Raw genomic sequence first — 26,590 nt, 5'->3', positions numbered from 1 at the left:
GGGTCCTGTTGCTTTGCCTTGTTTAGTTTTTTGTAAGTTTGACAACACCGATTGAGATGTTGTCCTGATCTGGGTCGCCCTTAGCGTTCAGCGCGGCCTGCAGCGCCCCGGCTATGTCTTGTGCAAGCCCGCTGGCATTGGATTGAAGAATGGACTGAATTTCAGCGTTGCTGAGATATTGGAGGCCGTCGCTTCCCAGAACCAAAACATCCGAAGGTGTCAGGTCCAGCGGGATTTCCGGGCAATCGACCTTTGGAATTGCCGCACCCATGATGACCGAAGTCAGTTGGTTGCGGTCAGGATGCGCCAGGGCTTCGGCCTCGGTCAAAGTCCCTTCGGCCAATTGTGCATCAATCATAGGAGCCATCGAGTGATCTTCGTTGATCTGCGACAGCTCTCCGTCCCGGAACAGGTAAAGCGGGCTGTCGCCGATCGAAATCCAGAACAGCCGCTGGCCCAACAACAAAGTGCCCAACATGGTTGAGCCCATGTTGAATCCAGTACCTTGTTCCTCGGAATAACCGGCAATGGACGCATTGGCTTGCATTGCCGCAAGGGGCAACGCGTCGATCAAAGCGGACTCGGGTGTTGTTGTACCCTCAAGCTCGGCATCTAACGCGTCACGCCAGGCCTGGATCACAAGGTCCGAGGCGACTTCACCTGCCGCATGCCCGCCCATGCCGTCAGCGACGACGACATAGCTTGCATTCGCCGCATCGAACATGCGCGAAGCAACAGCGTCCTCCTGCGTGTCACGCTGGCCCTTGTCTAGGATCAGCGCAATATCATATGCCGGTGTCGCCAGCATCTATTAGGAATCCCGCCAGTCAAAGCCATCGTCACAGAAGGCGGTAAAGCGTACTGACGTCTCGCTGATGCGGATCAGATCCCCGCTGGACAGTGGGACAGTGCTGAGAACCGGCTTGCCGTTCAAGCGCACCAGGTTGGCCTTGCCGCCGTGTCCCAGATAGCATTTGCGGTCCTCGGGGTCATAAGCAATCACCGCATGGTTGCTGCGGGAAATACCTGTGTCTCCAAAATCCAGTTGAATGGCCTGATCGTCGTTGCGGCCAATCTGCATCAAGCCCTCGGTCAGCGTTACACTCGCACCCCGGCCCGGACCACCAGTGATGACCAGCCAACCAACCGGGAAAGACTGTTCGGCATTGTCTGTCTTGGCTGCAGGTTCTGCCGTCTCAATAAGGTCTTGCACATGCGTGTCGGCGCGTTCGAAACCCAGGAAGGTTGTCTTAACGCGACCACGGCGATCTTCGGCAGCCGCAGGCTGCGGAATCGGTGCAACCTCAACCAGTGGTTCTTCGGCGACCGGTGCTTCTGGCTCCGGTTCTGCGGCGGGTTCGTCAGAGACTACCTCGATGATCTGTTCCGGCTCGGGTTCCTCGACTTCAAGTACCTCGTGTTCGACAACCTCTTCGACTTCTTCCTCAACTGCCGAGTGCAGCGTCAACACGGTTTCTTCTTCGAGCGCGGGTACTTCGTCTGCCACGTCCTGAACTTCTGCGATAACTTCAGCGACGACGACATCATCTTCAGCCTCAGTTGCATCTGTTACGTCTTCCTCAGAGAATTCCGGCATTTTCTCTTCGGGCACCAACTCATCGGTTTCTTCGTAGCTGTCCGAGGACATATTGCCGCCTGCCAGCGCTTCGCGCAGGGCATTGAAATCGGCGATTGGTTCGGCCTTTTCCGCCTCTGGCGCTACCGCTTCTTCGGCTTCGTTCTCTTTCGGTTTGCCGGCACCTTCGAGAAGCCGGCTAAGAGGGCTTTTGTATTTGAACATGGTGTCGACACCTTTATTCCTTGGCACAGGACAACGGTCCTATGGGGCTGCTTCTTACCTCTGTGCGCGGTTGCACAACGGCACGGATATTTGTGACAACAAGGTCACTTTCTATTTCCGCGACGGGCCGGTTCCCGTCAGGGGTGCCGAATTTGGCGCTACCCTCAGCAAATACATACTGGCAGATCACATACGAACCGGTCAGATCACTCCTGCGCTAATGGCATGTCAGCATCCGTCTCGACGCCACTGCGCAAAACGCTGAAACGGGCCTGCGGCTGGTCTTCGGAAACGAGTTTGGCCAACAAAACATCAAGGCTGTCCGAGCCATCAATGCCAGTGCCAGAATTTGTCTCTGAGACCAGGACATCCCCTTCCTGCAAGCTGCCTGCCGCCTCCGGCGGAACCGAGCTTAGAACTGTTGTCCAACCCGCACCGTCTTTGTTCTGAATTGTGAAAACGTAGCCATTTTCCAAGCCGATCACGCGCATTGCGGGCAGTGCCAACAATCCGTTCTGAGGGCGGGTTTCACCCAATGTGCGATAGCGGGCAGAAACGCGGATGTAGCCGTCCGGGTCCACATTCAGATCGTTCAACACCTGAGCAGCAAAAGTCGTATCTGCCTGCACTGGCTTGCCGTTCAGAGTGAAGATCGTGGCGCCGCGCGTGACCCACTCACCCACAATTGACGCGTCCATTTCCTGGTCAACACCAGTTATCGCAATCACGTTGCCGGTCGAAGCCCGGCGGCGTGATGTCTGAAACGGGATGTCTACGTCCCAGTGAGAGAATGCGATCTGTTGTTCTGCCAGATTTACCGGTTCCGCCGGAACAGGCGGCGTCGGCTCGACGGTCGCGGCTTCAGCCGTTTCCGTCGCCGCAGCTTCTTCCTGCTCCGTGACAACCGGATCTTCTTGCGCCTGCTCGACAGGCTCTGGAGTGGATGCGACCTCGGCCTGCGTGGTCTCAGTTGGTTCTGGTGCCGGCTCCACTTCGGCTGCGGTCACTTGTTCGACCGGGTCCTCCTCGGATGTTCCGACTGAGGCGGTTTCTTCCACCGTTTCCGTTACTACGGGCGTTTGCGTCGATGCGGTGTCTTCGGCCGGAGTTTCCTCTCCGGACATCAGAAAGAACCCGCCTGCCGCCAAAGCGGCGACCACGGCCACACCCGCAACAATTTTGCCTGCACCACTGGATCCGCTTTTGACCACGGTATCCACCGCGACCGGAACTTCATCCTTCGATGTGAACGTGGCTAGCCCGTCGTCGTTCTTGTCCTCATTGCCCAGTGCAATGTCAGTGTTTCCGGCAAGCAATGCGGTGACAACGGCTTCGGCGTTTTCGCTTTCAGCCTTGATCCTGGCTTTCTCTTCTTCTTCGTCTTTTTGGTCCATCGCCACGATCACCGACACCGGCCGATAGTCAAAGCTGTCGAACATCACGCCGGGGCCGCGGAACATGCGTAGCCAATCTAATGCGGTCTGCAGGCGATCCGTTGCGTGAACTTCCATCGCCTTGTCAATGGCTTTCAGGAACCCGTCGGGGTAGCCTTCGATACGCCCCGCCAGCGGTGTGTAGGGGTCCGTCTGACCGTTGTTGAATGCGTTCAGGCGGGTCTGACCATCGATCGGACGTTCGCCGCTGATGGCGTGATACAGGGTCGCCGCAAGAACATAGAGGTCACTGCTTGGCCCTTGTTCCGCGCCGCGTACATAAAACTCATGCGGCGAATAACCATCCTTGATCACCCGCAGGGTCATTAGCGCGGCGGACTGGTGGGCAGCCTGTTCGCGCGCGGCGCCAAAGTCGATCAGTACCGGATCACCATTTTCGTCGATCAGGATGTTGTCGGGCGAAATATCGCGGTGCAGCATGCCGCTTTGGTGTATGAAAGACACCGCCGACAGCATTTTTTCAGTGACCTGAACGATAAAGTCCGGACCAGCTTTGTTTTTGGAATCTTCAACGTAGTCCAGCAGATCGCAGCCACGGATAAAATCCATCGCGATATAAGCGGTCTCGTTGTCTTCGAACACCTGATGAACGTCGACGATGTTGGGGTGTACCAAGCGAGCGTGATTGCGTGCTTCGAGGATAAACAAGTCGATGATTGCGCGCAGATCGTCCTTGTAGTCCGGCTCGACCGGTTCAACCATATTGCCGTTACGACGGCAAAGGGCACCGGGATAGCACTCTTTGATCACAACTTCGCGTTCCAGACTGTCCCGCGCAAGATAGGTGATCCCAAATCCGCCATTGCTGATAAAGCGCAGGATCTCGTACTGCCCGCGCAACAGCTTAGCGCCTGGTTGAAGACCTTCAATTTTCGGTTCGTCGTGCGTCGCGCCGACGGCCTGGTTGTGGCTCATTTCTTTCCGCCCGTTCTAATCGTTTTGCGGCTTACTTAACTGGGCTTTCAGCCCGCGAACTCACAACCAAACACAACCGCAGGACACTCATGTACGTTAGACGTTTCAAATTTGACTTTATTGGGGCCGCCCGATGGCTTCACTAAGAACCCAGCGCAAAGAAAATCTATATATCGTGCTCTTTCCCATACGAAAATCTAAATGTTGATTTTCTAGCGGCAATACTTGCGGACTGAGTGCCTGTTTTTTGCGGATTGGTCACTAAATCCGAAACAATAAACGCGCGATTCTGAGGGCTTCGAATCGCTGCATTGCGGCTCAATTAAAACGGGTAGGCGTCAGGTTCCGGTTTTTGCCTGAACGGAATCGACGCGGCTGCCGGCCCAGGCGAGGTTGTCGCTGAGCTGGGCGAGGATGCTAATTGCATCCTTCAGTGGCGCGTCACCGCTTTCGAATTGCAGCAGCAAAAGAAGATCAGTGGCCTTTTCAAACTCACCGGGAATCCAGTCGGCTTCAGTGGCGATTTCGCCCCCTTGCTCCAGACGCTCTGCAAAATCTTCGACGATTTCCTGACAACTGTTCAGGAATGCGGCGGGTTCAATATCCGATGTCTCGCGCAAGTCGTCATAGATGCTGGCAATTGCCGCCAGCCAGTCTTCAAGGATCGGGTTTTCAAGCGGGGGAAGGGCGGATTCCAGCGTCGCATGAATTGAGGGCGCTTCAACCTGCGCTGGTTCAGCTTCTGCGATGTTCAGGCTGGCCAGAAACGGAAGAAACTCCTGCTCGATGTCATTTTGGGCAGCTTCCAAATCCTTCAAACGCCGCTCGGATGCGACTTGCAGGACCTGTTCGGCCAGATTTTGACCGCCACAGGTCTCCCACAGATCAAAATCAGGCTCGGGTTCTTGCGCCATAGCCTTGACGGCGACCGGTGTGCCAATGGGCACGACAGACCGGAAGAATTTACCTTTTTCTTTTTCCAACCGGTGCAGAACACGGTCCAGCGCGTCCCGAACCGGGGGGAGATCCGCGTGGGTTACGGCCAGCAAACTGTTCGAGCGCAACTCTTGCGGAACTTGTGCCCACAGGTGGCGCTCAGTCTCACGCCAGGCATTGGTTCCGTTCGTGCACCAGATGGCACAATCGACATAGGACAATAGGTCCAGAGTGGACTTGTAGGTGTCATCCAGGGCGCCGGTTCCCGGCAGATCGAATAATGAAATCTCTTGCAGGGCAGGGGTATTCAACCCAACCGAGATAAAATCAGGGTTATCAGCCGCGGCTTTTTCCAGCGCAATGCCGGAATAGACTTTGGGCTCTTTGTCCCACCAGCCAACCGTGGTTTCCGGTGCGTCCGCATAGGCCACGATGACCAATGGCAGTTTCAGATGCTGCGGACCCGTGGGCAGAATGTCCGCCCCGGCCAGCATGTTTGCGAGGCTGGATTTCCCGGCCCCGAATTCCCCGGCAAAACCGATATTGACCGCATTCGAAAGCCGTTCGGCATGGAACAAGGCGCGCTCGCGCATCTTGTCCAGACCGGCCTCTGACGGCAGGTTTTCGGTGGCGGTCAGGAAGCGTTCAAGCTTGCGTACTTCCTGTTCGGTTCCGGGAAATTCAATCATTCCGCAGCCTCTGCTAATTTCTTGTCCGCGCTATTGCCGCCGAATACCGCATCCAGATCATCTGCGACACGTTGCGCCTGATCGAATGCTGCCTGTGCTTCTGCACGAACATTGGTTTGGCCGGTTCCGACCCGTTGTTCAAGATGTCCGGCCAACAATGCCATATAATGGTCAAGAACGGTGTTCAGACGCTCAAGCAGATCGGCGCGCGCCGTGTCCACCAGATCGTCCCCGATCATTTCGAATTCCTGAACGATCATTCGCTCGGCCCGAGCGACCACACTTTTGCGCGAAATCAGCCGGGACAACCAGCTGACGCGCAATTCCACGGTGATGCCCCGGGTCAGTGCAGTGGTATCCGGACGGAACCACCGAACCGCACTGGTGTTCATCCGACTATCGGTCGGGTCCTGCCAGCCGGGCAGGGCGCGAAGCGCGGCATTGCTGTTCATGTCGACGGCGTAAAGTTCGCTGAGCATTCGCTGCCGCACCACCTGTGTTGCACCCTGAACCAGCTCGCGCATGCGATCCCGCAGCGGCGAAAAGTTCAATTCAGTGTCACCGCCCTTGGCCAACAAAGGGGAATCGCCATTCGGTCCGCGGACAACGGCGGAGACGGCTTCGGATACAGTGTCATCCATGACGCCGCGAAGATTGGCCAACACATCATCCATATCGTCAATGATCTGTGTGGTTTTTTGCGAAACCAGCGCGCGCAGCTCGGCCAATGTTTTGTCGTTTTCGTCGCCGTCGGTAATGTCGGCGGAGTTTTCGTCGTCAATTACGCGCAGATGGGCCTTAGACCGTTCCAGCTCACCTTGCGCAAAACTGTTAAGGTGCTGCCAGGCCATCTTGAGCTGTTCGTCACGGGGCCCTTGGGTCAAGGCGTGCGTAACGTGGCGGCGCAGATCGGGTAGACCAGAGGCGATCATTGCGGCAAAGCGCAAAACGCCCTCACGGCTGATTGGGCCGGGGCCCTGTTTGATCTCTTCTACACCGTCCAGATATTGCTTCATCTGCTCGGGGTGGGCGCGCAGCCAAGCCAGAACGTGATCGTGGTTCACGCCGGTATCGTCACCAGTCAAGGCATAATGGGCCCATTGGGCGCTGCCCATCAGAACATCAATGTCCGAGTTGCCCAGGGCTTTTTCCAGGCCATCCAACACGTCCGTCCGGACTTTTCCAGCGTCTTCAGCGCCGCCGCCCAGTTCGTCCACGCGATTGATGAAGACGACGATCTGCCCCAGTTCCAGCGCCTGCATCAGGCGGAACAACTTAAGATCCGCACGGGACAGCGCCTGATGTGCGGACAATACAACAACAAAGAAATCGGATTCCTTGAGGTATTGGCGCGAGATTTCTTCGCGGATCAGCAGCGGGTCGTTGACGCCGGGCGTATCCGTGACCGTCAGCGGGAACGGAAAATGGCCAATGTCAAAGTAGACCTCGGCCTTGCGCGTTATGTCACTGTACAGTCCCCGATCTGAACCGGGGTCGTATTCTTCGCTGTCGGTCGGATCGTCACCCGCACAAACATAACGGGCCAGATCGTCCGAGTTAAGATGCTCCAGATCGTGATGCTGACCCAGCAACTGCTCATAGCTGTCGCCTAATCGCAGTTGGGCGCGGGTTTTCATCGCGTCGACCTGCTCTTCGATCATCTCGCGCTTATAGCTGTCCTCGTCGTCGGGGAACATGTTGCGCAGCTCTTCGCCCTCGGCGATCAGCGCCTGCCACTGACGGTTATCGAAGAAATGAAATTCGGCCCCTTGGGTCCGACCCGAGGGGTGACCGAAATGCATGTCGGTGATCACGGTCGTCCACGGATTAACATCCGAGGGCAGGTATTCGGCCTGCCCCGTAAACCCGTTGATAAGGCGGGACTTGCCAGCCTTGATTTGCCCGACAAATGCAATTGACGGTTTCAGATTTGAAAGATCGCCTACAATGCGCGAAATAAACTGGCGGGTCTCGTCGTTGCTGACCCCGTTCATGTCTTCGGCGATTCGAATTAACTCACGACGGTTATTTTCACTCATACTGTTACCCTGGGTACTTGCAATCACAGATTGAATTAGTCGAAAAATTGAATATTACGGGCGCTATCATTTGGAACGCTCCGTCAGAGATGTCCACAGATTCACAATGGCGCCTAGCTTGCGCGCCTCGTGAACGACCATGGAGAATTCCTTGCCGTCATTCAGGACGGCCAAACCAGAACCTTTACCGCCGGACGGACGCATGACGATCAGTTGCGGATGATCCAGCGCGGCGGCAGCGTCTTCATCCCAGCCCGACAGGTCACGTGCGAACTGCGCCAGCAAAGTTTCATCTGCATGTAATGGCTGATCTTCACTACAGTCGCCGTCAGCCTGAACCATTTCCCCGTCTTCGGCCTTGACCTGTATGCGACCAACGGCCAAACGCTGGCTGCTGTGATAGAACTGGTTAGCCAAATCGCTGGCTTCGTCTGCTGGTTCCACATCAATTGCGGGTTCGGCAGTGTCCGGAACGACTGCTATTACGGGTTCAGCTGGCAATTCGATCATCGTGCAAGCACTAGCGATTTCGCTAAAAGTGATTCCGACATCGTCCGCTTCCAGCGTGGCGTCCGGCCGCAGAGATATCAGGTTGAGCGGTGCAGGCGCCGCGGCAATATCGGTTACCAACTGTGCCAATTGGCCAGCCAGCGTATCGCGCTCTTCGGTCTCAAAATCAGGCGCAACGCCGGATCGGACACGAAAGACATCAGTAACCCGAGAGCTGTTGACCTCAATCGCGAGACAATCGCCATTGGCAGCCGTAAACTCTAACCGGCGCGGCAAAACAGTGCCACGGATGGACTGCAACACCTTTTTGCGACGCTCAAGCGCAGTGTCACCAGCAAGCGCGACGGCTGGCTCCAGTCGGGCAACCGATGATCGCCCAATGTCCTCGAGCAAATCGAGTATGTTTGTATCCATCATGCCGTGACCCCCTCTGGTCCCGTCTAAACTGCGGCCGCGACGGGCCCCAGACTGAGATGCGATTTTGTCAGTGCCAATCCTACATTCGCGCTGTTGCGACAGATGTAGCAGACCACATGATCCGGATAGGCCTGCGTCCGCAAGAAAATGTTCAACCGATCCTTTGAAAACACCGCGATTTCCCCAAATCCCGGATTTTCGGTATCAGCATTACCCGATTTCCGCAGCAAGGCTTCAAAAGCACCCACGCCGCCGCCCTGAAACAGGTTCGCCACTGCAAGCGCAAGACTGTCCAGCACTTCGGCGTCCTCTTGATCGCGGACACTGGTCCCCAATAACATCCCTGTTTCCATGTCGACATACCCGGCTGCGACGCAGTCGGGTATCGTTTCCATCGCAGATTTCAGTGCGGCTTCGATAGACATCGGGCTTCCCGTCCTTCTACCTTGGTTTCACGTTATAAAACATGCCATTCAGCCCCGCCCTTGTTCCCGGCTTTCGGAAGCGTTGAAACGTCTTTTTTCGCGTCGCGGGCGCCGTGTTCAGCGGCGATCTTGTCGAACTCGTCCAGGAAGGCCACAAAAACCTTTTTCAGGCCTTCCGGGTCTTCGGGAAGATCCTCACCAGCGGTGATCTCGCGCCACATCGCCGATGCGCTGAGTGTTGATCCGGCGTCCGCATTCAGCAATTTCTCTAAGGATTCAGCCTCGGGCCCTGTCTCGGACGTTCCGTTTGACATAGGCACGACCTGTGTTTCGATCAGGCCGTTGGTTTCGGGTTCCAGTTCGAACTCATCGGCTGCACCATCCGATTGCTCGGCGAGCAATGCAACGATTGACGACACAGATGTGTCAGCGCGTTGTGCGTCTGCTTCTGGGTTTTCGGATACAGCTTCGTCAGCCAGCTTATCCTCGATCGAAGCCAACAGGTGATCCTGACCATCGGAGGCGGTGTCAGACTGATTTGCCTCGCCTTCACCCTCGGCTTCCAGTTCCAAGGTCTCTTCTTCGTCGAAATCCTCGTCATCCAGGTCAAGAAACGCGTTTTCTTCCGAAGGGATCTCGGCAACATCGGCCAAATTCAGAGGCTGACTGGGCGTTTCCCGGAAAAAAGAGCGCAATTCGTCCTGATCGGTCTCAGGCGTGGTCTCTTCCGAGATCGCGGTCATTTCAGCCCGCAACCGTTCGGCCTCATCCGCGTCAATGCGAGGTGCGCGTTCAGTGTCGCCTGAGCGTGCCTCGACCCGGGCAGGACGGACCGGAAAGCTCGTTACAACTTCGTCCTGCAGATTTTCGTCCTGAACGGGATCGACCAGCTTTAGCGGGGCAGGCTGCTCTGCGCTCTCGGCGGGTTTGCGCGGACGGACAGGTTGCACACTGGGCATATGGGCAAGACTGTTGTCGATCTGGTAACGCGCCAGCATGTCTGCCCGGCTGTCCATGATCTGTTCGGTGATCTCAAGAAAGCTGTCCACCATCTTGCCGCCGCCACTGCGTCCCCACATTTCGGCGTCGCCACTCTTGTCGCGCGCGGTAATAGCATCGCGGGCCGAGAACAGAATTGATCGATTGAACAGATGCCCGGCCTCGCGGTTTACACGGCGCAACACCTTCTGACGGTCCTTCGTGCCCAGTGTATCCGCGCGGGTGACCAACAACAGCGAGTTGTGTTGCAACCGTTCCGGCAGGGCGACCCATGTCGCCCGTTCGGTCTCGCGCCAGGCTTGGGTTGCATGTGTGCACCACAGCACGCCATTGGCCTGACCTACGGCGCGACGCCAAACATCGGTTGAAATCTTGGGGTCCGAGATACCTGGCGTGTCGATCAGATCAACCGCTTCGAGAATGTCGGATTCAAGAAAAATACGAACGAATTGGGCGTCGTTTACACCGACTGACTCCAATGCTTCCAACTCGATGTTTTCGCGTGTGCCGTCATGGCGCTGCACATAGGCAGATTGCTTGCCCCAACTGAACCAGACGGGAGGCAATTGTGTGGCCGTCACCTGAGTCGGCAGCGTGTGCGACCGAAGCAGAAAGTTCATTAGCGTCGATTTGCCGGCGCTGAATTCACCCATAAGCGCAAAGATAGGCTTGCGGCGGGACCACTGCTCAATGCGTTCCCATGCCTTGGGCGAGACGAAACGGGTTTGTGAGTCTTTTGCCATATCGCTACTTATGCTGCCTCGTTACTAAGATCTTTCAGGATGTCGCCCAGAATATCGTCACGCGATTTCTGTGGTGTCAGTCCTGCCATCAGAGCTGCGTTGCGGCTCGGGTCACTCTCGGCCGAAGCCGAAATGCTAAGCAACGTCTCTTTCTGCTCGCGCATGAAATCCGACAGGATCGCGCGAACGTTTTCCAACACGGCTGCAACCTGATTTTCCTCGATGTCCTTGGTGATCGAATTCGCCTCGGACGCGATCAGGCGCGTATAGTCGGCTGCATAGGCTTCGAACCCTTTGCGGCGCTGCCACCAGCGACGCCACCAGGTGCTTTGCAAGTCCAATGCGATTGTTCGTCCAATTCCGAGTGGGGGTGGTACACGCGGAACAATGGGTGCTTCGATACTGAACTCTCCCAGGTGGTTGCCCAGTATCTTCTGATAAAGCGTCTCAATATCTGCGGCCGCCGTATTGTACAGCGCACCAGCTTCTTTGCGCATCGACCGCGCAAAGCTGAAATACGCGGCCTTTTGCAAGGTCCGCAGACCCGCCGGGTCATACTGCCACGTGCCTTGTTCGCCGTTCCGCTCAAGGTGGGCAATCAGCGAATCCGTTGCACGTTTGACAAAGTTGGTTTCCGCTGAATTCAGTCTCTCCAACACCTTCGCACGCAAGGATGCCGTCAGTTCAGCTACTTTCTTTTCGTATTGATCCGAGAGTGTGGCAATCGCTTCTTCTGGCGATACACCATCAAGATCACGCACAAGACCTTCGCCGCCCGAAAGGGTCTTGGCAACGGCCGTGGCGCGGATTTGGCTGGCGATGTTGCGGGCGCGGTGGCGGACGCGATCCAGCAGACGGGTGCCTGCGCCTTCTGCGATGCGCTCGTTCATGGCCAACAACAAATCGGGCAAGCCGGACAGTGCCCAGATCTTGTCGAGCGAGGGTGCCTGATCGCCAAAACCGGCAGCCAGATAGAACGTGTTTAACGCCTCGCGCGATTCATCGGACAGAATCTCGGGGTTGCCGGTCAACGCGGCTTCGGCCCACAATGCGCTGCCAAAGACAACGCTGGTACTGGCATCGATATTGTTCTGCTTGAGCGTGTCCTGGATACGGTCACGGATTTCCGGGACCTGATTGACCGGATCCGCCAATTCGTCAATTCGGTTCACAAACAGGATGATCTGCCGGTTCTCAAACTGGGCGATGATCCGCATCAGCGCCATGTCCATGGTTGTAAGCGCCTGGCTGGCGGCAAGAACAACAACGCAGACTTCAGATCCACGCAAGCTGCGCAGGGTGATCTGTTCGCGGACCATAAAGGTATCGTTGACACCCGGCGTGTCGCACAGTTTGAGCGCAATCGGGTATTGCGGGATGTCCATATACAATTCTGCCGACTTCGTCACATCGGCGAACCGCCCGGTCTTGGGGTTGATGTCCGGGTCATCTTCGTCACCCAGGCAGACATAGCGCTGGATCAGCTCTTCGTCGAAGTAATCATATTGATGGCTCTGCCCCAGAATCAGATCGAAATGCTGGCCCAATCTGGATTCGGATTTAGCCTTCATCTCGCCGATCTGGCGGCGAATGTCATCCATCTCGTAATCGGCACCGGCGCGGTTTGCCAGTTCACCCAGACGGCCGCCGCCGACCATCAGGTTGTCCCATTCTTCTTGTTCAAAGAAGGTAAATTTGGCGCGTTTGTCGCCTTCGGTTCGGGTGTTGATGTTCAGTGTAGTCACCACCGACGTCCACGGGTTTACATCCGATGGCAGCAGGGCAGGGCGCCCGGCCAGGATGTTCACGATCGAAGACTTGCCGGCCTTGACTTGCCCGACCATCGTAACGCTGGCCGAGAAATTCTCCATCCGGGTCTTGAGCGTGGCAAGACGGGCGGACGAACGTGCATCCGCCACCTCTGTCAATTGATCAATCTGTGCGGTCAGCGAGTTCATCGCTGACGTCATAGGCGTCAGTGCCTCATTGCCAACTGACAAAAGATGGTCGTTGCGCGCCATGTTCAGCCTCCGGTTCCTGTCGCGGCCAACGTGTCAGTTGGCGTGCTGGTCATGGTGTCGATTCGGGCGATCAGATTCAGCGCATTGCCCAGGATCGCAGCTTCGGCCCCCGGCGAAATCGATTCGAAGGTGTGGCAATCCGCCAGAACTTCGATTGAGCTAAATCGCTCGCTGTTTTCAAGGCGGGCAAGACGACGCCCGGTCGGAAAGCCCTCGGATTTGGTTTCGGGCAGCGGCATACGCGAGTTGGCTAGCAAGTATCGCCGCCCCGAGCGCGTGCGCAATGAAACGCCAAACCCGGTGTTTGGATGGTCGCGGTTCAGGGATTTGAGTTCGCCAAGAAAACTTTCGCGCGCAAGACCAACGGCTTCTTGCTCGGCAGCAGCGGAGTTCATCATATTGGTCACGTTTCAGACCCTTGTACTGGAGTTGAGCGAAAAAACTCGTACAGCGCCCGAAGGCAAAAAAGACTCATTAACTCCTTGTGCCTATAAGCGGCTTTCAAGGCGGTCTTATTTTGACGCGAATAAGATTTTTTGGCGTTTGAATTGTGTCGCAATTGTGGTCGGTGGTATTCTTCAACCACAACTTACGGGCGTATTTTCGGCATCGATGTAGACAGCGCCATTTACCGTTTGCAGCATTCAAGAGGACAAAACTTGCAACGGCGCAAATGTGTGGTACTTTTGAGGGCGAATTTAGTATATTGTTAATAAACGAAAATTTTCCATCTCTTTTGAAGTCAGCCCAACATTATTTACGCAGAGGCGTCTGTAAAATTTGTGTTTGTTGTAATCGTCTTTGGATTCTCACCATTGCAGGATCTTAAATGAGAGGCACTTTACTCAACGTTAGATAGTTTTCAAACTATCACCAAAAGGACCTGAATGTTGCTAAATACAAAACAATGAAATTGAAAAATTTGACCTGGGAATCTCTTTAAACTGTTCGGAAAACGCCAAAAATCAGACTGCTTTCCGGTCGCGAACAGCAACATATGAGAAAAACCCGCATCCCGCTTGGCAGCGGCGTCCAGTAGACATCATATTTACACGGCGGTCAGTTCAGAAGCATATTCTTCCGATGTCATCAATTATCTTGTGCACAACTCAATTTTACCTCTCGCACTCCGCAGCAAGCTTTGCTATTCACGCCGACATTCTGGCACTGAGTGCTTGGGTTGCGGGTGTGGCGAAATTGGTAGACGCACCAGATTTAGGTTCTGGCGCCGCAAGGCGTGGGGGTTCAAGTCCCTCCACCCGCACCATATCGTTTCAGAGAATTTTCTATTCCGGATCGCCTTTGCAGGCTTTCAGGCAATCGATAAAGTTCTATATTGGACAGCCGACTGGATTTTGACACCTGAACAGTCGGGTGCGTTCGCGAAGCGAACGATTAGGTGACTGCATCTATAGTGAATACACCGGTCTCCATGTCTTGGAACGGCGGGTTGCATGGCCTTCTTTTTGGAACGTGTTGTCAGGAGAACAGGTAGTAGGTCGTTGGGGAAGTGGCCAAAATAGCCAACGCAGCGACTAGCCAAACCAAGACACAAACCCAGTAGGTTCCCGGATTTTCGGCACGGGTTACCCGTTCCCACAAGTAGGTCGAACCAAATGCCAAGTCTCTGATAGCCCATATCAACAAGCCAAGCCCTACATAGAACCAAATATCCATAATTCCCTCGCGTGATGATTTTGGCGCAACTTAGGTTGTCATAAATGATTGCGCAATTGTGTATTGATCATTTACGGACAATTGCCAGGAAAAGGGTTTGTCTAAGGCTGGTCTGTCGGCGATCACTTCACTTTCATAGCACGCGCATGCGGACCCACAACGTCGCCGCTATTGCCCTACCAATCCCATCTGGCGCACGGCCAGATCGCGCATGATCTCTTCGGATCCGCCGCCAATTGCCATTATTTTGATTTCGCGCCAGGCACGCTCGACAGGGTTACCCAGCATGTACGCGGCACCGCCAAAGATCTGCATCGCCTCGGAAGCAACAAATTGCAGCGACGTCGTGGCCTGAACTTTGGCCTTGGCAATTTCGGCGACAGGCATCAGGCCCAGCTCGATCGCCCAGCAGATCCGCTCGATATATGCCTCATTCATATCAATCCGGGCGGACATTTCTGCAAATTTGTGGCCAATGACCTGATGTTCGACCAGTCGCTTGCCGAATGTCTCGCGTTCACGTGCCCAATCCAGCGCACTGTCGTAGCATAGTTTCATCATTCCCAGTGAAGCGGATGTCAGGCCGAGCCGTTCAAAGTTGAAATTGTTCATGATTGCGATGAAGCCCCTGTTCTTAGGCCCCAACAGAGCAGTAGAATCCAGCTCGCAATCATCGAAATGCAGCGTCGCTTGCTGTGAACTGTGCCAGCCCATCTTGCCGCCCAACGGTGTGCGGCTGAACCCGGTCGCGTCATGAGGGACTAAAAACAACGAAATGCCGGTCAATCCTGGGTCACCGGTACGGGCACCAACCACAAACCATTCGGCATCCATCCCCCCGGTGATATAGGTCTTTTCCCCGTTCAGAATCCATTTGCCGCCTTTGCACTCGGCCCTTGTTTGAATATTGGCAACGTCCGACCCTGCGCCCGGTTCGGTGATCCCAAGGGCCGACATCATGCGCCCCGAGATGATCTCGGGCAGCACTTTTTGTTTGAACTCCTCGGAAGCGAATTTCGCAATTGGGCTGATTGAAATCGTGCGCCCCCCCACGGCGGCTCCGATACCGGATGCCCCACAGCCAAACAGGATTTCGCTATAATCATGGCGCATAAATGCATTGTCGAAACCCAGACCGCCGTATTCCTCATCGATCCCAAAGCCAAATACTCCAAACTCAGCGATCGCTGCATGCAGTTCCCATGGGACGCTGCGATCCGCCTCCCATTGCTCAATATGTGGTTTGATTTCGGCATCGACAAATCGCTGGAAATTCCCGCGGAAAGCTTCGCGTTCCGGGGTCATGAAAGGGGATGGCAGGGTCATTCGACCTCCTCGACGTCATGTTCGGGCAATACTTGAAGCTGGCTTTCCATCATGCGGGCAAAGCGATCCATCATCTGCGTAAGGTATTCTGGCGACGAGACGAATTTCTCATGCAACAACAAACCACGCAGGAAATTCCGAGCGATGCTCCACAACAATTCAGTGTCGTTACGGTCACCCGTTGCGCTGACATATCGGGCGGAGATCAGGCTGAGGTTCGATTTGTCCCAGTCTCTCAGGCTTTTTTCCAGCATTCCGAACAGTGCCGGGTCGGTTCGGCAAGCAACCAGAATCTCGACTATGGCACGTCCGCCTGCGGAATTTACGATATTGGCCCAGGCGGACATAATCAGATCATAGACGGGCTGAGGGGCGCGATCATGTGGCCATAGCGGGTTTTGCGCATTGCCCAGCAGTCGCATCGCGGTTGCTGCGACCAGGGCCTGTTTCGTGGGGAAGTGATGCGTAATTGCCCCGCGTGAGATGCCCGCCTTGGCCTGCACCTTGGCAAAAGTAGTCTCGGCATACCCGAGCTGATCCAGACAGGTGACCGTCGCATTGCAGATTTTGACCTGCATATCCCGGGACCTTTGATCCTGGACCGAGGATTTCTTTGGCATCTTATCTATCATCTTCCGTCGCGTCGCAGTGGTAAATCTTCGTTGACCAAGGCAGTCAGTGGATCATAAAAACAGAACAGTTGGTCTGTAAACTGCAGATCGTACCCAAGTGGGAGAGACGTGGCGTGACACATTCTCTGCGGATCGGAGGAGCAAGTGGTTTTTGGGGGGATGCCCCTCATGCGACACAGCAATTGCTGCGTGCCCCAAAGATTGACTTTCTGGTCTACGACTACCTGGCCGAAATCACCATGTCGATCATGGCCCGCGCCCGCCTTAAAGACCCCCAAAAGGGATATGCGGTGGATTTCGTCTCTGACGTTATAGCCAACAATTTAACCCAGATCGCCGAGCAGGGCGTCAAGGTGTTGTCAAATGCGGGTGGGGTCAACCCAGTGGCCTGTGCTGTTGCTTTGCGTCGCAAATCTGCTGAATTGGGATTGAACGTGAAAGTCGCAGTGGTCGAAGGCGACGACCTGCTGCCACGTGTTGCTGAGTTTGTCGATCGGACTGAGATGTTTTCCGGTGCGCCGATGCCACCGACCGAAAAGATCGCCTCGGTGAATGCTTATGTTGGGGCAGGGCCGATATTGGCGGCGCTGCACGCCGGGGCTGACATCGTCATCACAGGCCGCTGCGTCGACAGCGCACTTACGTTGGCCGCGTGCATGTATCATTTTGGATGGCGGCACGAGGACCACAACTTACTGGCTGCCGGGTCGCTTGCGGGGCATCTGCTGGAATGTGGACCCCAAGCCACTGGCGGGAATTTCACGGATTGGGAAATGGCGGGGGATATCGCCCAAATTGGCTATCCGATTGTCGAGGTAAGCGCAGATGGCGGGTTGGTCTTGACCAAGCCGAAGGGCACGACGGGATGTGTGGCCCCAGCTTCGGCCTGCGAGCAGATGCTGTATGAGATCGGCGACCCGCAGTCCTATATTCTGCCTGACGTGATTTGCGACTTTTCCAATGTCAGGATTGAGCAATCCGAGCCAGACCATGTAACCGTTTCGGGTGCAAAAGGCCGCGCGCCGACCGGGCAACTCAAAGTGTCCGCCACCTGGGCGGATGGCTATCGCGCGGGCATGACGATTCTGATCAACGGGCGTGAGGCACGACAAAAGGCGAAGACTTTTGCCCAAGCGGGGTTGGATCGCGCGCGCGCTGTCCTGCAACGGATGGGCACCCCCGACTATCGCGAGGTGTCGTTTGAAACCTTCGGAGGTCGGCCTGGCGACGGTGATTACGAAGAGATCTCGTTCAAGGTAGCCGTGAAACACGATGACCCTCGCGCGGTTGGCGTATTCCTGCGTGAAATGACCGGGTGCGCACTGGCCGCACCGCCGGGGTTGCACATCTTTACCGGAGGAGGGCGTCCAAAGCCCTCGCCAGTCGTTGCCCTGTTTTCCTTCTTGGTGCCAAACAACACGCTGACCTATTGCGTAACGATGGATGGGGACGATATCGCATACAATCCGCCGAAAACGTCCCCACAAGACCCGGAACCTGTCCCGGCAAAAGCCCCGGAAATAGCCGATGAAAAGGTGACCAAGTGGATCACATGCCCCTTGGAAGATTTGGCCTGGGCTAGATCTGGAGACAAAGGCGACGCCGCAAACATTGGGGTCATTGTACGTCATGCTACCTTTTTACCCTACATTTGGGCCGCGCTGACCGAAGCGACGCTGGCAGACGTTTTTTCTAACCACCTATCTGGCAGGGTCGAACGGTTCTATCTTCCAGGAACGCATTCCATGAACATTCTGCTGCACAATGCGCTGGGTGGCGGTGGCGTCGCCTCGTTGCGCAACGACGCGCAAGGCAAGAGTTATGCCCAGATATTGCTGGCCACACCGATCAGGATTCCTGCAGAGTTATTCTCATATCCTGAGCGAGGAGAAAGCTGATGGGTTTTGTCAGTAAAGTCGTCCGCGATTCTGACAGCTTTGCCAAGAACCGAGCCGATATGCTGGCTCTTGTCGACGAGATGCGCGCGCTTGAAGCGCGTCCTGTCGCCCTGTCAGAGAAACGGCGCGAACGGATGGAAGCCCGGGGGCAGATCACACCCCGTGACCGTTTGGCCCAACTGTTGGATCCTGGCATGCCTTTTTTGCAACTGCACGGGTTGGCGGGCTACTGCGTCGATACATGCGATCCTGAGCAATCGGTTCCGGGCGCGTCATTGGTCATCGGCATCGGCTTCATCTCGGGCGTGCGTTGCATGATCATCGTCGACGATTCAGGGATCAAGGCCGGCGCGATGGTCGAGATGTCAGCTGCGGCCTTCCTGAGCGCGCAAGACATGGCATTGAAACAGAACCTGCCTTTTGTGCATCTTGTCGAAAGCGCCGGTGCAAACCTGATGGAATACAAGGTCGAATTCTGGGCCAATGGCGGCAAACTGTTCCGCAATCTGGCCCGCCATTCGGCCGCAGGACTGCCCAACATTGCAGTGCTGCACGGCCCGTCAACCGCCGGCGGGGCCTATATGCCCGGCCTTGCAGACTATGTCGTTGGCGTGAAGAACAACGGCATGGCCGCCTTGGCCGGTGCCGCCTTGGTTCACGCGGCGACGGGCGAAAAGGCCAATGACCGTGATCTGGGCGGGTCCGAGATGCATGCCACCACATCCGGGCTGGTCGACTATCTGGCCGAGGATGATGCGCACGGTATCGAAATGGCGCGGAACGTGATGGCCCGGCTGGATTGGAACAAATCCTTGCCTGTGCGTCGCAGCAAAGAAGTGCAGCCACCGAAATATGATGCGGATGAGATCGCAGGCATTGTTCCAACCGATTATCGCGTTCCCTATGACGTCCGCGAGGTTGCGGCCCGCATAGTAGACGGCTCGGATTTTGAGGATTTCAAGCCCGACTATGGCTCGGCGACTGTCTGTTTGCAGGCCGCAATCAATGGTATCGCTGTGGGTATTCTTGGAAACAACGGGCCACTGGACCCTGCAGGCGCGAACAAAGCCGCACAGTTTATCCAGTTATGTGGTCAGGCCGATATTCCCCTTATTTTTCTAAATAATATCACAGGGTTCATGGTCGGCACCCAATATGAACAAAGCGGCATGATCAAGCATGGGGCCAAGATGATCCAGGCCGTTACGTCGGTCGATGTGCCCAAGATCACGCTCTATGTCGGGGCAAGTTTCGGGGCCGGCAATTACGGGATGTGCGGCTACGCCTATGACCCGGACTTCCTGTTCGCCTGGCCCAATGCGGCAACGGGCGTAATGGGAGGTGAGCAAGCCGCCGGGACGATGGAACTGGTTGCGCGCGCAGGGCTCAAACGCAAAGGGATCGACCCCGACGAAGCCAAACTGACTGCGCAAAAGGCAGCGATCACAGCACATTTCACACGACAGGAGAATGCATTTTACACCTCGGGCCGGTGTATCGATCATGGCGTCATCGACCCCCGCGACACGCGGCGTGTGCTGGGTTTTTGCCTTGAAACCTGCCTTGAGGGTCGCGCGCGAACGGTCAAACCCAGTTCGTACGGGGTGCACAGGTTCTGACCATGCTGCATTACTCACCAAATCCACATCCAAGATAGATAGCAGAGGCTGAGGCATGACATTCGACACGCTTCTCGTTGCCAATCGTGGGGAAATTGCCGCGCGTATCATGCGAACCGCCCGGTCGCTTGGCCTGCGCACAGTGGCCGTTTATACAAGCGCTGACGCTCGGGCACCCCATGTCGAACTTGCTGATGAGGCAGTTTGGATCGGTGAAAGGCCGATTGGTGCCAGCTATCTGAACGTAGAAAAAATCATTGCTGCGGCTCAGGAAACTGGGGCAGGGGCGATCCACCCGGGCTATGGGTTTTTGTCCGAAAATGCGGGTTTTGCAGAGGCAGTCGAGGCCGCGGGTTTGACTTTTATCGGACCCGATCCCGAAGCGATCCGGCTGATGGGCGACAAGGCCGTCGCCAAACGCCTTATGATTGGCGCGGGCGTTCCCTGCGTTCCAGGGTATGAAGGCGATGATCAATCGGGTTCCGTACTGGTCGCTGAAGCGAGCAAAATCGGTTTTCCCATCATGGTCAAAGCAGCAGCTGGTGGCGGTGGACGCGGAATGCGCGTGGTCCAATCCGCAGACACTCTTTCTGAGGCGATCGCGCTTGCCAGATCCGAGGCCGAGAACGCTTTTGGATCCGGCGAACTGATCCTTGAGAAAGCGATCGGTGATGCGCGCCATATCGAATTTCAGATTTTTGCCGATGGGTACGGGAACGTAATTCATCTGGGTGAAAGGGAATGCTCGATTCAGCGTCGCCACCAAAAAGTCATCGAAGAAGCCCCAAGCCCGGTCATGACGACAGAGTTGCGCGCAAAAATGGGGGCTGTGGCGATTGAGGCGGCCCGTGCGGTGAGCTATCGCGGCGCCGGAACCGTGGAGTTTCTTTTGGATCCGTCCGGCGTGTTCTATTTCCTTGAAATGAACACCCGACTGCAGGTTGAGCATCCTGTGACCGAGATGGTCACTGGCCTCGACCTAGTGGCGCTACAGATCGCTGTCGCGCAGGGTGATGCCCTTCCAATCTCTCAGGAAGACGTCACCATGAACGGCCATGCCATCGAGGCGCGGCTTTACGCCGAAGACCCTGCTAATGGATACCTGCCGGTAACCGGTCCAATTGATTTCTGGCAGGCTGCGACTGGACCCGGAGTGCGTGTTGATTCAGGCATTCAGCAGGGACAAGAGGTATCGCCTTTCTATGACGCCATGCTTGCAAAGATCATCGCGCACGGTCCAACCCGCGAAACGGCACGTGCGCGGCTGATCAAGGCTGTGCATGAAACTATTTTGCTGGGAACGGTGACAAATTCGCGGTTTCTTGCAGATGTGCTGCAGCACAGAGATTTCATTGCCGGCGATGCAACGACAACATTTCTGGATCGGACCTACCCCCGGGGCTTTCCTGCGTACCGGGTAACTGCGCAGGATGTCGCCTTGGCCGTTGCGCTGTTGTTGGATGCGGATCAGGCTCGCGCAAGGGCTGCGGCGGGCTATGTCTCAGCCGAACAGCTGGGTTGGTCCAGCGCGGCGTTACCGCCGTTCGCCGTGACGCTTGCCTATGGTGACGAAGAGATACAAACGCGCGCACTCTCTCGCCCCGATGGATGGACGGTATGGGTTGAAGGCAACGCGTATGATGTCTCGTTTATCAAGCGCAGCAGCGGGAAGGTCCGGGCACGCATAAATGACAACACCGTCGACGCCACCGCATACATAACCCGCGACACAGCCCAGATCGCCATCGGCGCCGAGCGCCTGGCGTTTCGACGCCTGCGTCCCGGTGCATTGGATGCGGGAACGATCGCTAGCGGTCGCGTCACCGCCCCCATGCCGGGTGCCCTGGTCGAGGTGGCGGCAAGACCCGGTCAAAGCGTTTCCAAAGGCGACTGTCTGGCCATTCTCGAAGCCATGAAGATGCAACACCAGATCACTGCCGCCGTTGCTGGCGTCATCACCTCTGTCCACGTTGAGGTCGGGCAGCAGCTGAGCGCGGGGGATGTGATGATCGAGATTGACGAAATATAGATAGAATTGGGTGTGTCGGCCACCGCCGCTCAGGCACCGCATCCGGGGACATCGAATAGGCAAACACAAATTCGAGGGAACAAGCAGTGCAACAGGCAACGGATTTTCTGCAAGAAAGCGAGGCATTGTTTGCCATTCTGGACGATTTTCCGGGCGATCAATGGGAAGTACCAACTCAGTTCAAGGGTTGGACGCTGAACGATGTTCTGGTGCATCTGCACTATTGGAACCAGATGGCGGATCAGTCGCTTCAGGACCCCGACGCGTTCACAGCCCGCATTGGCGCATTGTTTGTCAAAGCCAAGGCCGAAGGGCTGCGCGCAGCCGAGAACGAAGCGATCTTGCTGCGCGGGAACGAGCTGCGCGATTCCTGGCGGACACTTTACACAGATATTGGCGCGCGTTGGGCCGATCTCGATCCAAAGCACCGGGTGAAATGGGCCGGTCCGGATATGTCTGTACGCTCGTCGATCACGGCCCGCCAGATGGAGACTTGGGCGCATGGGCAAGAGGTTTTTGACGTTCTTGGTGTCGAGCGCGTCGAACATGACCGGGTCAAGAACATCGTCATTCTGGGTGTGAACACGTTTGGCTGGGCCTATCAGGTCAACGGCAAACCTGTGCCCGAGGCGATGCCGCGGCTTGAACTGACCGCGCCATCTGGAGCCTTGTGGGAGTTCGGTGAACGGGGGGACAATCGGATAACAGGCCCTGCGGTAGAGTTTGCACAGGTCTCAGCCCAAACCCGCAACATCGCGGATACATCGCTGAAGGTGGATGGGCCGGTTGCTGCCGAATGGATGTCAATCGCGCAGTGTTTTGCCGGTGGTCGCGAAACGCCCCCTGCACCGGGCAGCCGTCACCGCGCTCGGGGCGCGCAGATCGCGTGAAAGAAGTTGAATGTAAGCCTTGAACCCGGCACAAAAGGAACCACCCGTCCGACCGAAAGCGAAGATATGCTGCTGTTTAATGTGACAAAACTTGCATCTGGCCTGATCGTCGCTGTTGTCATCGGCTGGCTGCTGGTGCTGGGCAAAAGCATCCTTCTTCCGGTGCTTTTGGGCATAATCGGAATATACATTCTGGACTCGACCGCCTCGTCAATCGGCCGTGTTCCGGGGTTGCGCCACATACCACGCCGCGGGCGCCGTTTGCTTGCGCTGCTTGCCATATTTCTAACGTTGGTTCTGATAGGGGTCTTTCTTGAGGCAAACGCGCAAGCGGTCGCCCAGAATATCCCGCGTTACCAAACCAATTTAAAAGCGCTGATTGACTCGGCAATGGCGATGTTGGGCGTCAAAAAACTGCCGGATTGGTCCACGATCGAGCAGACGATTGCTGGCAAGTTCGATATTTTGGGTTTTGTGCAGGGGACGCTTTCCACAGTGCAGGGTTTCGGGACGGTCATGTTGATGACAATCCTTTATATTGTGTTCATCCTGTCCGATCTGGATGACATGCCGGAAAAAGTTAGAAAGGCGTTGGGTGATGCCGAAACAGCTGACCGGTCGCTGCAAATCGTCGCCCAGATCAACCAGAAGATTGGCAGCTACCTAAGTGCAAAGACCCTGATCAACGTCATTCTGGCTGTGATCTCCTATGTGATCATGTTGTTGCTTGGGATCGAGTTCGCAATGTTCTGGGCTATATTGATCGGACTTTTGAACTATATCCCATATCTGGGTTCAATCGTGGGTGTTCTGTTTCCCGTCATGCTGAGCCTTGTGCAATTCGGCGGCATCTGGCACGCCGGTGTCGCGCTGATCGCGCTTATGGCCGCTCAGCTGTTTGTCGGAAACTTCCTTGAACCCCGCTTGGTCGGAAACTCGGTGAACCTGAGCGGATTTATGGTGCTGTTTTCGCTGACGATCTGGACCGCGATGTGGGGTCTGGCAGGCACCATATTGGCGATACCGTTGACTGCCGTGGTAATGATTATCTTGTCGCAAATCCATTCTACGCGACCGCTGGCGATTTTGATGTCAGAAAGCGGCGAACTTGACTGATTGCTCCAAAGCCCGGTTTTAAGTGTTTAAAAAATTCGCCATCTTCGGTGCGCGACCGCCACCCATTAGTCGGGGTGGCAGCCGGCTTAAAATCTTTGACGTTTAAAGTTTAATGCGGAACGCGGCAAAACCATCGGCGCCTTCGCCTGCGTCTTCGATCACCACTCCTTTGACATCGCTCATATAGTCGCGCGCTTTGGGGCCGGTTTCGAAAAGCACCGTGGTATCTGCGAGCGGGGCGAAGGACCAGTTGGCGTCCGCTTTTGGATCAATTGTGCCCTGCTCGACAATGTAGCGAACGATGACGTCGCGGTTGGTATCAGGGGCCTCGAAGACAATCGTGTCGCCCAATGCGCCCGGGAAGGACCCGCCGCCAGACGCGCGATAATTGTTGGTGGCGATGATGAATTCCATGTCATCCGTAACCGGCGTGCCGTTGAAGGACAGGTTCACAATCCGTGCCGCGTCTGGGTTCACTTCTTCGCCTTTTGGTCCAAATCGCGAGGGCTGGGACAGGTCGATCTGATAGGTCACGCCGTCCATTACATCAAAATTGTAGGATGGGAACTCTGGGTTCAGCAGGATTGCGTCGGCTGAGCCCGGCTCAATCTGATTGAACATGCCTGCCGAACGCTCCAGCCAGCCTCGAACCTGTGCCCCGTTTACGCGGACCGCCCGCACGGTGTTTGGATAGAGGTACAGGTCAGCCACGTTTTTGATAGCCACATCGCCCGCTGGAACGTCGGTATAATACTCTGGCCCACCACGCCCACCGGCCTTGAAAGGGGCGGCGGCTGATAGGATGGGCAGTCCTTCGTGCTCGGTGCCCTTCATCATCTCTTCAACATACCATTTTTGCGCGATCGACACGATTTGCACCGATGGATCATCCGCGACGAGTGCGAAGTAGCTGTGCAAAGGCGCGGACGTCTTCCCAACGGCGCGGCGCACATATGCCAATGTTTCGTCGTGATCTTTGGCGACCGAATCCAGCACGGACTGGTCGTCGCCCACCAGCGCGGTGATTGAACGATCTTCGTTGCGTTTTGAGATCGGGCGCGCCTCGGACGTCGTTGTTACAACGCGCCATTCATTCCCGTCGCGTTCCAGCAGCAGGTCCAGCAGACCCAGATGCGAGCCCCAGAAACCGCCCATGACCGCTGGTTTGCCCATCAAGGTACCTTTTTCGACGTCGATACCCGGGCGATCCGCGAATGTAGGCGAGGGGAAGACCAGGTGGTTGTGACCAGTGACTAGCGCGTCGATGCCATCGACGTCGGCCAGCACGACCGAGGCGTTCTCCATCCCATCAGTGTGATCGGCCTCACCGATGCCCGAATGAGAGAGGGCGATGATCAGATCACAGCCTTGCTCTTGCATTTCGGGCACATAAGCTTTCGCCGTTTCGACAATGTCGCGGGCCTGAATGTTGCCTTCCAGATGCTTGCGGTCCCAATTCATGATCTGAGGTGGCGTAAACCCAATGACGCCAACCTTGATCGGATGCTTGGTGCCGTCGCCCATTTCTATTTCGCGGTCAAGAATGGCGTAAGGCTTGACCAGGGTCTTATCATCGCGTGGCCCCGCGCCTTGTTCCTTGGCGATATTGGCCAAAACGACCGGGAAATCCGCACCGGCGAGTGACTTTTCCAGAAAATCCAAACCGTAATTGAACTCGTGGTTGCCCAAAGTAGCGGCGTCATAGCCCACGGTGTTGAATGCGGCGATGATCGGATGGCTGTCGCCTTCTTTCATACCACGCTCATAGGCGATGTAATCGCCCATCGGGTTGCCCTGCAAAAAGTCGCCATTATCCACCAGCAACGAGTTGGTTGCCTCTGACCGAATGTCATTGATGATCGATGCGGTGCGCGACAGGCCCAACGCGTCGCGCGGCTTGTCTGCGTAGTAATCATAAGGGAAGACATGCACATGGATATCGGTGGTTTCCATGATCCGAAGATGCGCCTGATTGTCGGCAGCAGCGGCCGAAAACGGGTGTAGGGTGATTGCGGCGGCGCTGGCCGTGGTTGTGGCAAGGAACTGGCGGCGAGACATCGAAAAATGGTTGGAGGAGGTCATTCGGAACCTTTCAATATGTTGGCTAACGCGCCTTCTGCATGACTTACAAAACAACCGTGTGACACTGGTATCCAACGCGTTTGCAGCGGCGCGGCACATGCGGGAATGTGTGGTACTGATGCCCATTGTGATCTGCTTACCCAACCATGGCAACATATGTCGGTTTGAGACGGTGGATTATCGCGCGGTGCTTATTACGGAAATGGTGGCAGCCGCATTGGGGCAGAATGCTCCGCATCGTTTGCTAAAGCGGCGTTGGTACAGCGGGCTATCGCAAACATCCGCGTTTTTCCGCCTGAGTGGCGTGGATGGTAGAATCTAGTTGTGAAAATGATCTTTATCTATAAAAGAATGCATAGCCATGAGAGTTTT

At 55.9% G+C, this 26,590-nt stretch carries 18 protein-coding genes and 1 tRNA gene; 6 read left to right on the top strand and 13 right to left on the bottom strand.

All coding sequences use genetic code 11. The features are described 5' to 3' along the window. Positions 1 to 22: 22 nt before the first annotated feature. The 10 genes from DK510_RS04455 to DK510_RS04410 all read right to left on the bottom strand — a co-directional run bounded on the left by DK510_RS04455 (position 23) and on the right by DK510_RS04410 (position 13,347). Positions 23 to 808 (bottom strand): PP2C family serine/threonine-protein phosphatase, encoded by a 786-nt coding sequence (locus DK510_RS04455; protein ID WP_109311071.1) that lies wholly within the window; start codon positions 806 to 808, stop codon positions 23 to 25. 3 nt (positions 809 to 811) lie between these two features. Then, entirely contained in the window at positions 812 to 1,801 is a 990-nt protein-coding gene (locus DK510_RS04450; protein WP_109311070.1) for an FHA domain-containing protein, read from the bottom strand. 206 nt (positions 1,802 to 2,007) lie between these two features. Beyond that, positions 2,008 to 4,170 (bottom strand): serine/threonine-protein kinase, encoded by a 2,163-nt coding sequence (locus tag DK510_RS04445; protein WP_109311069.1) that lies wholly within the window; start codon positions 4,168 to 4,170, stop codon positions 2,008 to 2,010. Positions 4,171 to 4,508: 338 nt separating this feature from the next. Continuing rightward, positions 4,509 to 5,795: a dynamin family protein gene (locus DK510_RS04440; RefSeq protein WP_108859664.1), complete on the bottom strand. Its 1,287-nt coding sequence runs from the start codon at positions 5,793 to 5,795 to the stop codon at positions 4,509 to 4,511. After that, positions 5,792 to 7,834, bottom strand: coding sequence for a dynamin family protein (locus tag DK510_RS04435; protein ID WP_109311068.1), 2,043 nt, complete (start codon positions 7,832 to 7,834; stop codon positions 5,792 to 5,794). The genes DK510_RS04440 and DK510_RS04435 overlap by 4 nt, the downstream gene beginning before the upstream one ends. Before the next feature lie 66 nt (positions 7,835 to 7,900). Then, positions 7,901 to 8,761, bottom strand: coding sequence for a hypothetical protein (locus tag DK510_RS04430; protein ID WP_109311067.1), 861 nt, complete (start codon positions 8,759 to 8,761; stop codon positions 7,901 to 7,903). 23 nt (positions 8,762 to 8,784) lie between these two features. Then, positions 8,785 to 9,186, bottom strand: coding sequence for a hypothetical protein (locus DK510_RS04425; RefSeq protein ID WP_109311066.1), 402 nt, complete (start codon positions 9,184 to 9,186; stop codon positions 8,785 to 8,787). A gap of 32 nt (positions 9,187 to 9,218) precedes the next feature. Then, entirely contained in the window at positions 9,219 to 10,928 is a 1,710-nt protein-coding gene (locus tag DK510_RS04420) for a dynamin family protein (RefSeq protein WP_109311065.1), read from the bottom strand. Positions 10,929 to 10,936: 8 nt separating this feature from the next. Continuing rightward, complete coding sequence (locus DK510_RS04415; protein WP_109311064.1) at positions 10,937 to 12,949, bottom strand: dynamin family protein; 2,013 nt, start codon at positions 12,947 to 12,949, stop codon at positions 10,937 to 10,939. Positions 12,950 to 12,951: 2 nt separating this feature from the next. Further along, a complete protein-coding gene (locus DK510_RS04410) occupies positions 12,952 to 13,347 on the bottom strand; it encodes a hypothetical protein (RefSeq protein WP_174822482.1) in 396 nt (131 codons plus the stop codon). 784 nt (positions 13,348 to 14,131) lie between these two features. On the opposite strand from DK510_RS04410, the gene DK510_RS04405 reads away from it, so the two are divergent. Next, positions 14,132 to 14,216 (top strand) — tRNA-Leu (locus tag DK510_RS04405). 578 nt (positions 14,217 to 14,794) lie between these two features. Here DK510_RS04405 and DK510_RS04400 read toward each other — a convergent pair. Next, positions 14,795 to 15,952, bottom strand: coding sequence for an acyl-CoA dehydrogenase family protein (locus DK510_RS04400; RefSeq protein WP_200833204.1), 1,158 nt, complete (start codon positions 15,950 to 15,952; stop codon positions 14,795 to 14,797). Beyond that, positions 15,949 to 16,572 carry a TetR/AcrR family transcriptional regulator gene (locus tag DK510_RS04395; protein WP_160116442.1) on the bottom strand — a complete coding sequence of 208 codons (624 nt, stop codon included), beginning with the start codon at positions 16,570 to 16,572 and terminating at the stop codon, positions 15,949 to 15,951. Before DK510_RS04395 ends, DK510_RS04400 begins: the two co-directional genes overlap by 4 nt. A gap of 125 nt (positions 16,573 to 16,697) precedes the next feature. Here DK510_RS04395 and DK510_RS04390 point away from each other — a divergent pair, with 125 nt between their 5' ends. From DK510_RS04390 to DK510_RS04370, 5 genes are all read left to right on the top strand, one after another. After that, positions 16,698 to 18,482, top strand: coding sequence for an acyclic terpene utilization AtuA family protein (locus tag DK510_RS04390; RefSeq protein WP_109311062.1), 1,785 nt, complete (start codon positions 16,698 to 16,700; stop codon positions 18,480 to 18,482). Further along, entirely contained in the window at positions 18,482 to 20,101 is a 1,620-nt protein-coding gene (locus DK510_RS04385) for an acyl-CoA carboxylase subunit beta (RefSeq protein WP_109311061.1), read from the top strand. Before DK510_RS04390 ends, DK510_RS04385 begins: the two co-directional genes overlap by 1 nt. Positions 20,102 to 20,156: 55 nt before the next feature. Then, positions 20,157 to 22,130, top strand: coding sequence for an acetyl-CoA carboxylase biotin carboxylase subunit (locus tag DK510_RS04380; RefSeq protein ID WP_109311060.1), 1,974 nt, complete (start codon positions 20,157 to 20,159; stop codon positions 22,128 to 22,130). Positions 22,131 to 22,216: 86 nt separating this feature from the next. Further along, entirely contained in the window at positions 22,217 to 23,020 is an 804-nt protein-coding gene (locus DK510_RS04375) for a TIGR03084 family metal-binding protein (protein WP_109311059.1), read from the top strand. Positions 23,021 to 23,026: 6 nt separating this feature from the next. Beyond that, a complete protein-coding gene (locus DK510_RS04370) occupies positions 23,027 to 24,136 on the top strand; it encodes an AI-2E family transporter (protein WP_109311058.1) in 1,110 nt (369 codons plus the stop codon). 102 nt (positions 24,137 to 24,238) lie between these two features. Here the strand turns inward: DK510_RS04370 and DK510_RS04365 are convergent, their stop codons facing one another. Then, complete coding sequence (locus DK510_RS04365) at positions 24,239 to 26,218, bottom strand: bifunctional 2',3'-cyclic-nucleotide 2'-phosphodiesterase/3'-nucleotidase (RefSeq protein WP_109311057.1); 1,980 nt, start codon at positions 26,216 to 26,218, stop codon at positions 24,239 to 24,241. Between the last annotated feature and the right edge of the window lie 372 nt (positions 26,219 to 26,590).

The sequence above is a fragment of the Ruegeria sp. AU67 genome, assembly GCF_900312795.1.
Lineage (GTDB): Bacteria > Pseudomonadota > Alphaproteobacteria > Rhodobacterales > Rhodobacteraceae > Ruegeria > Ruegeria atlantica.
This window is presented reverse-complemented; position numbering and strand designations above follow the sequence as displayed.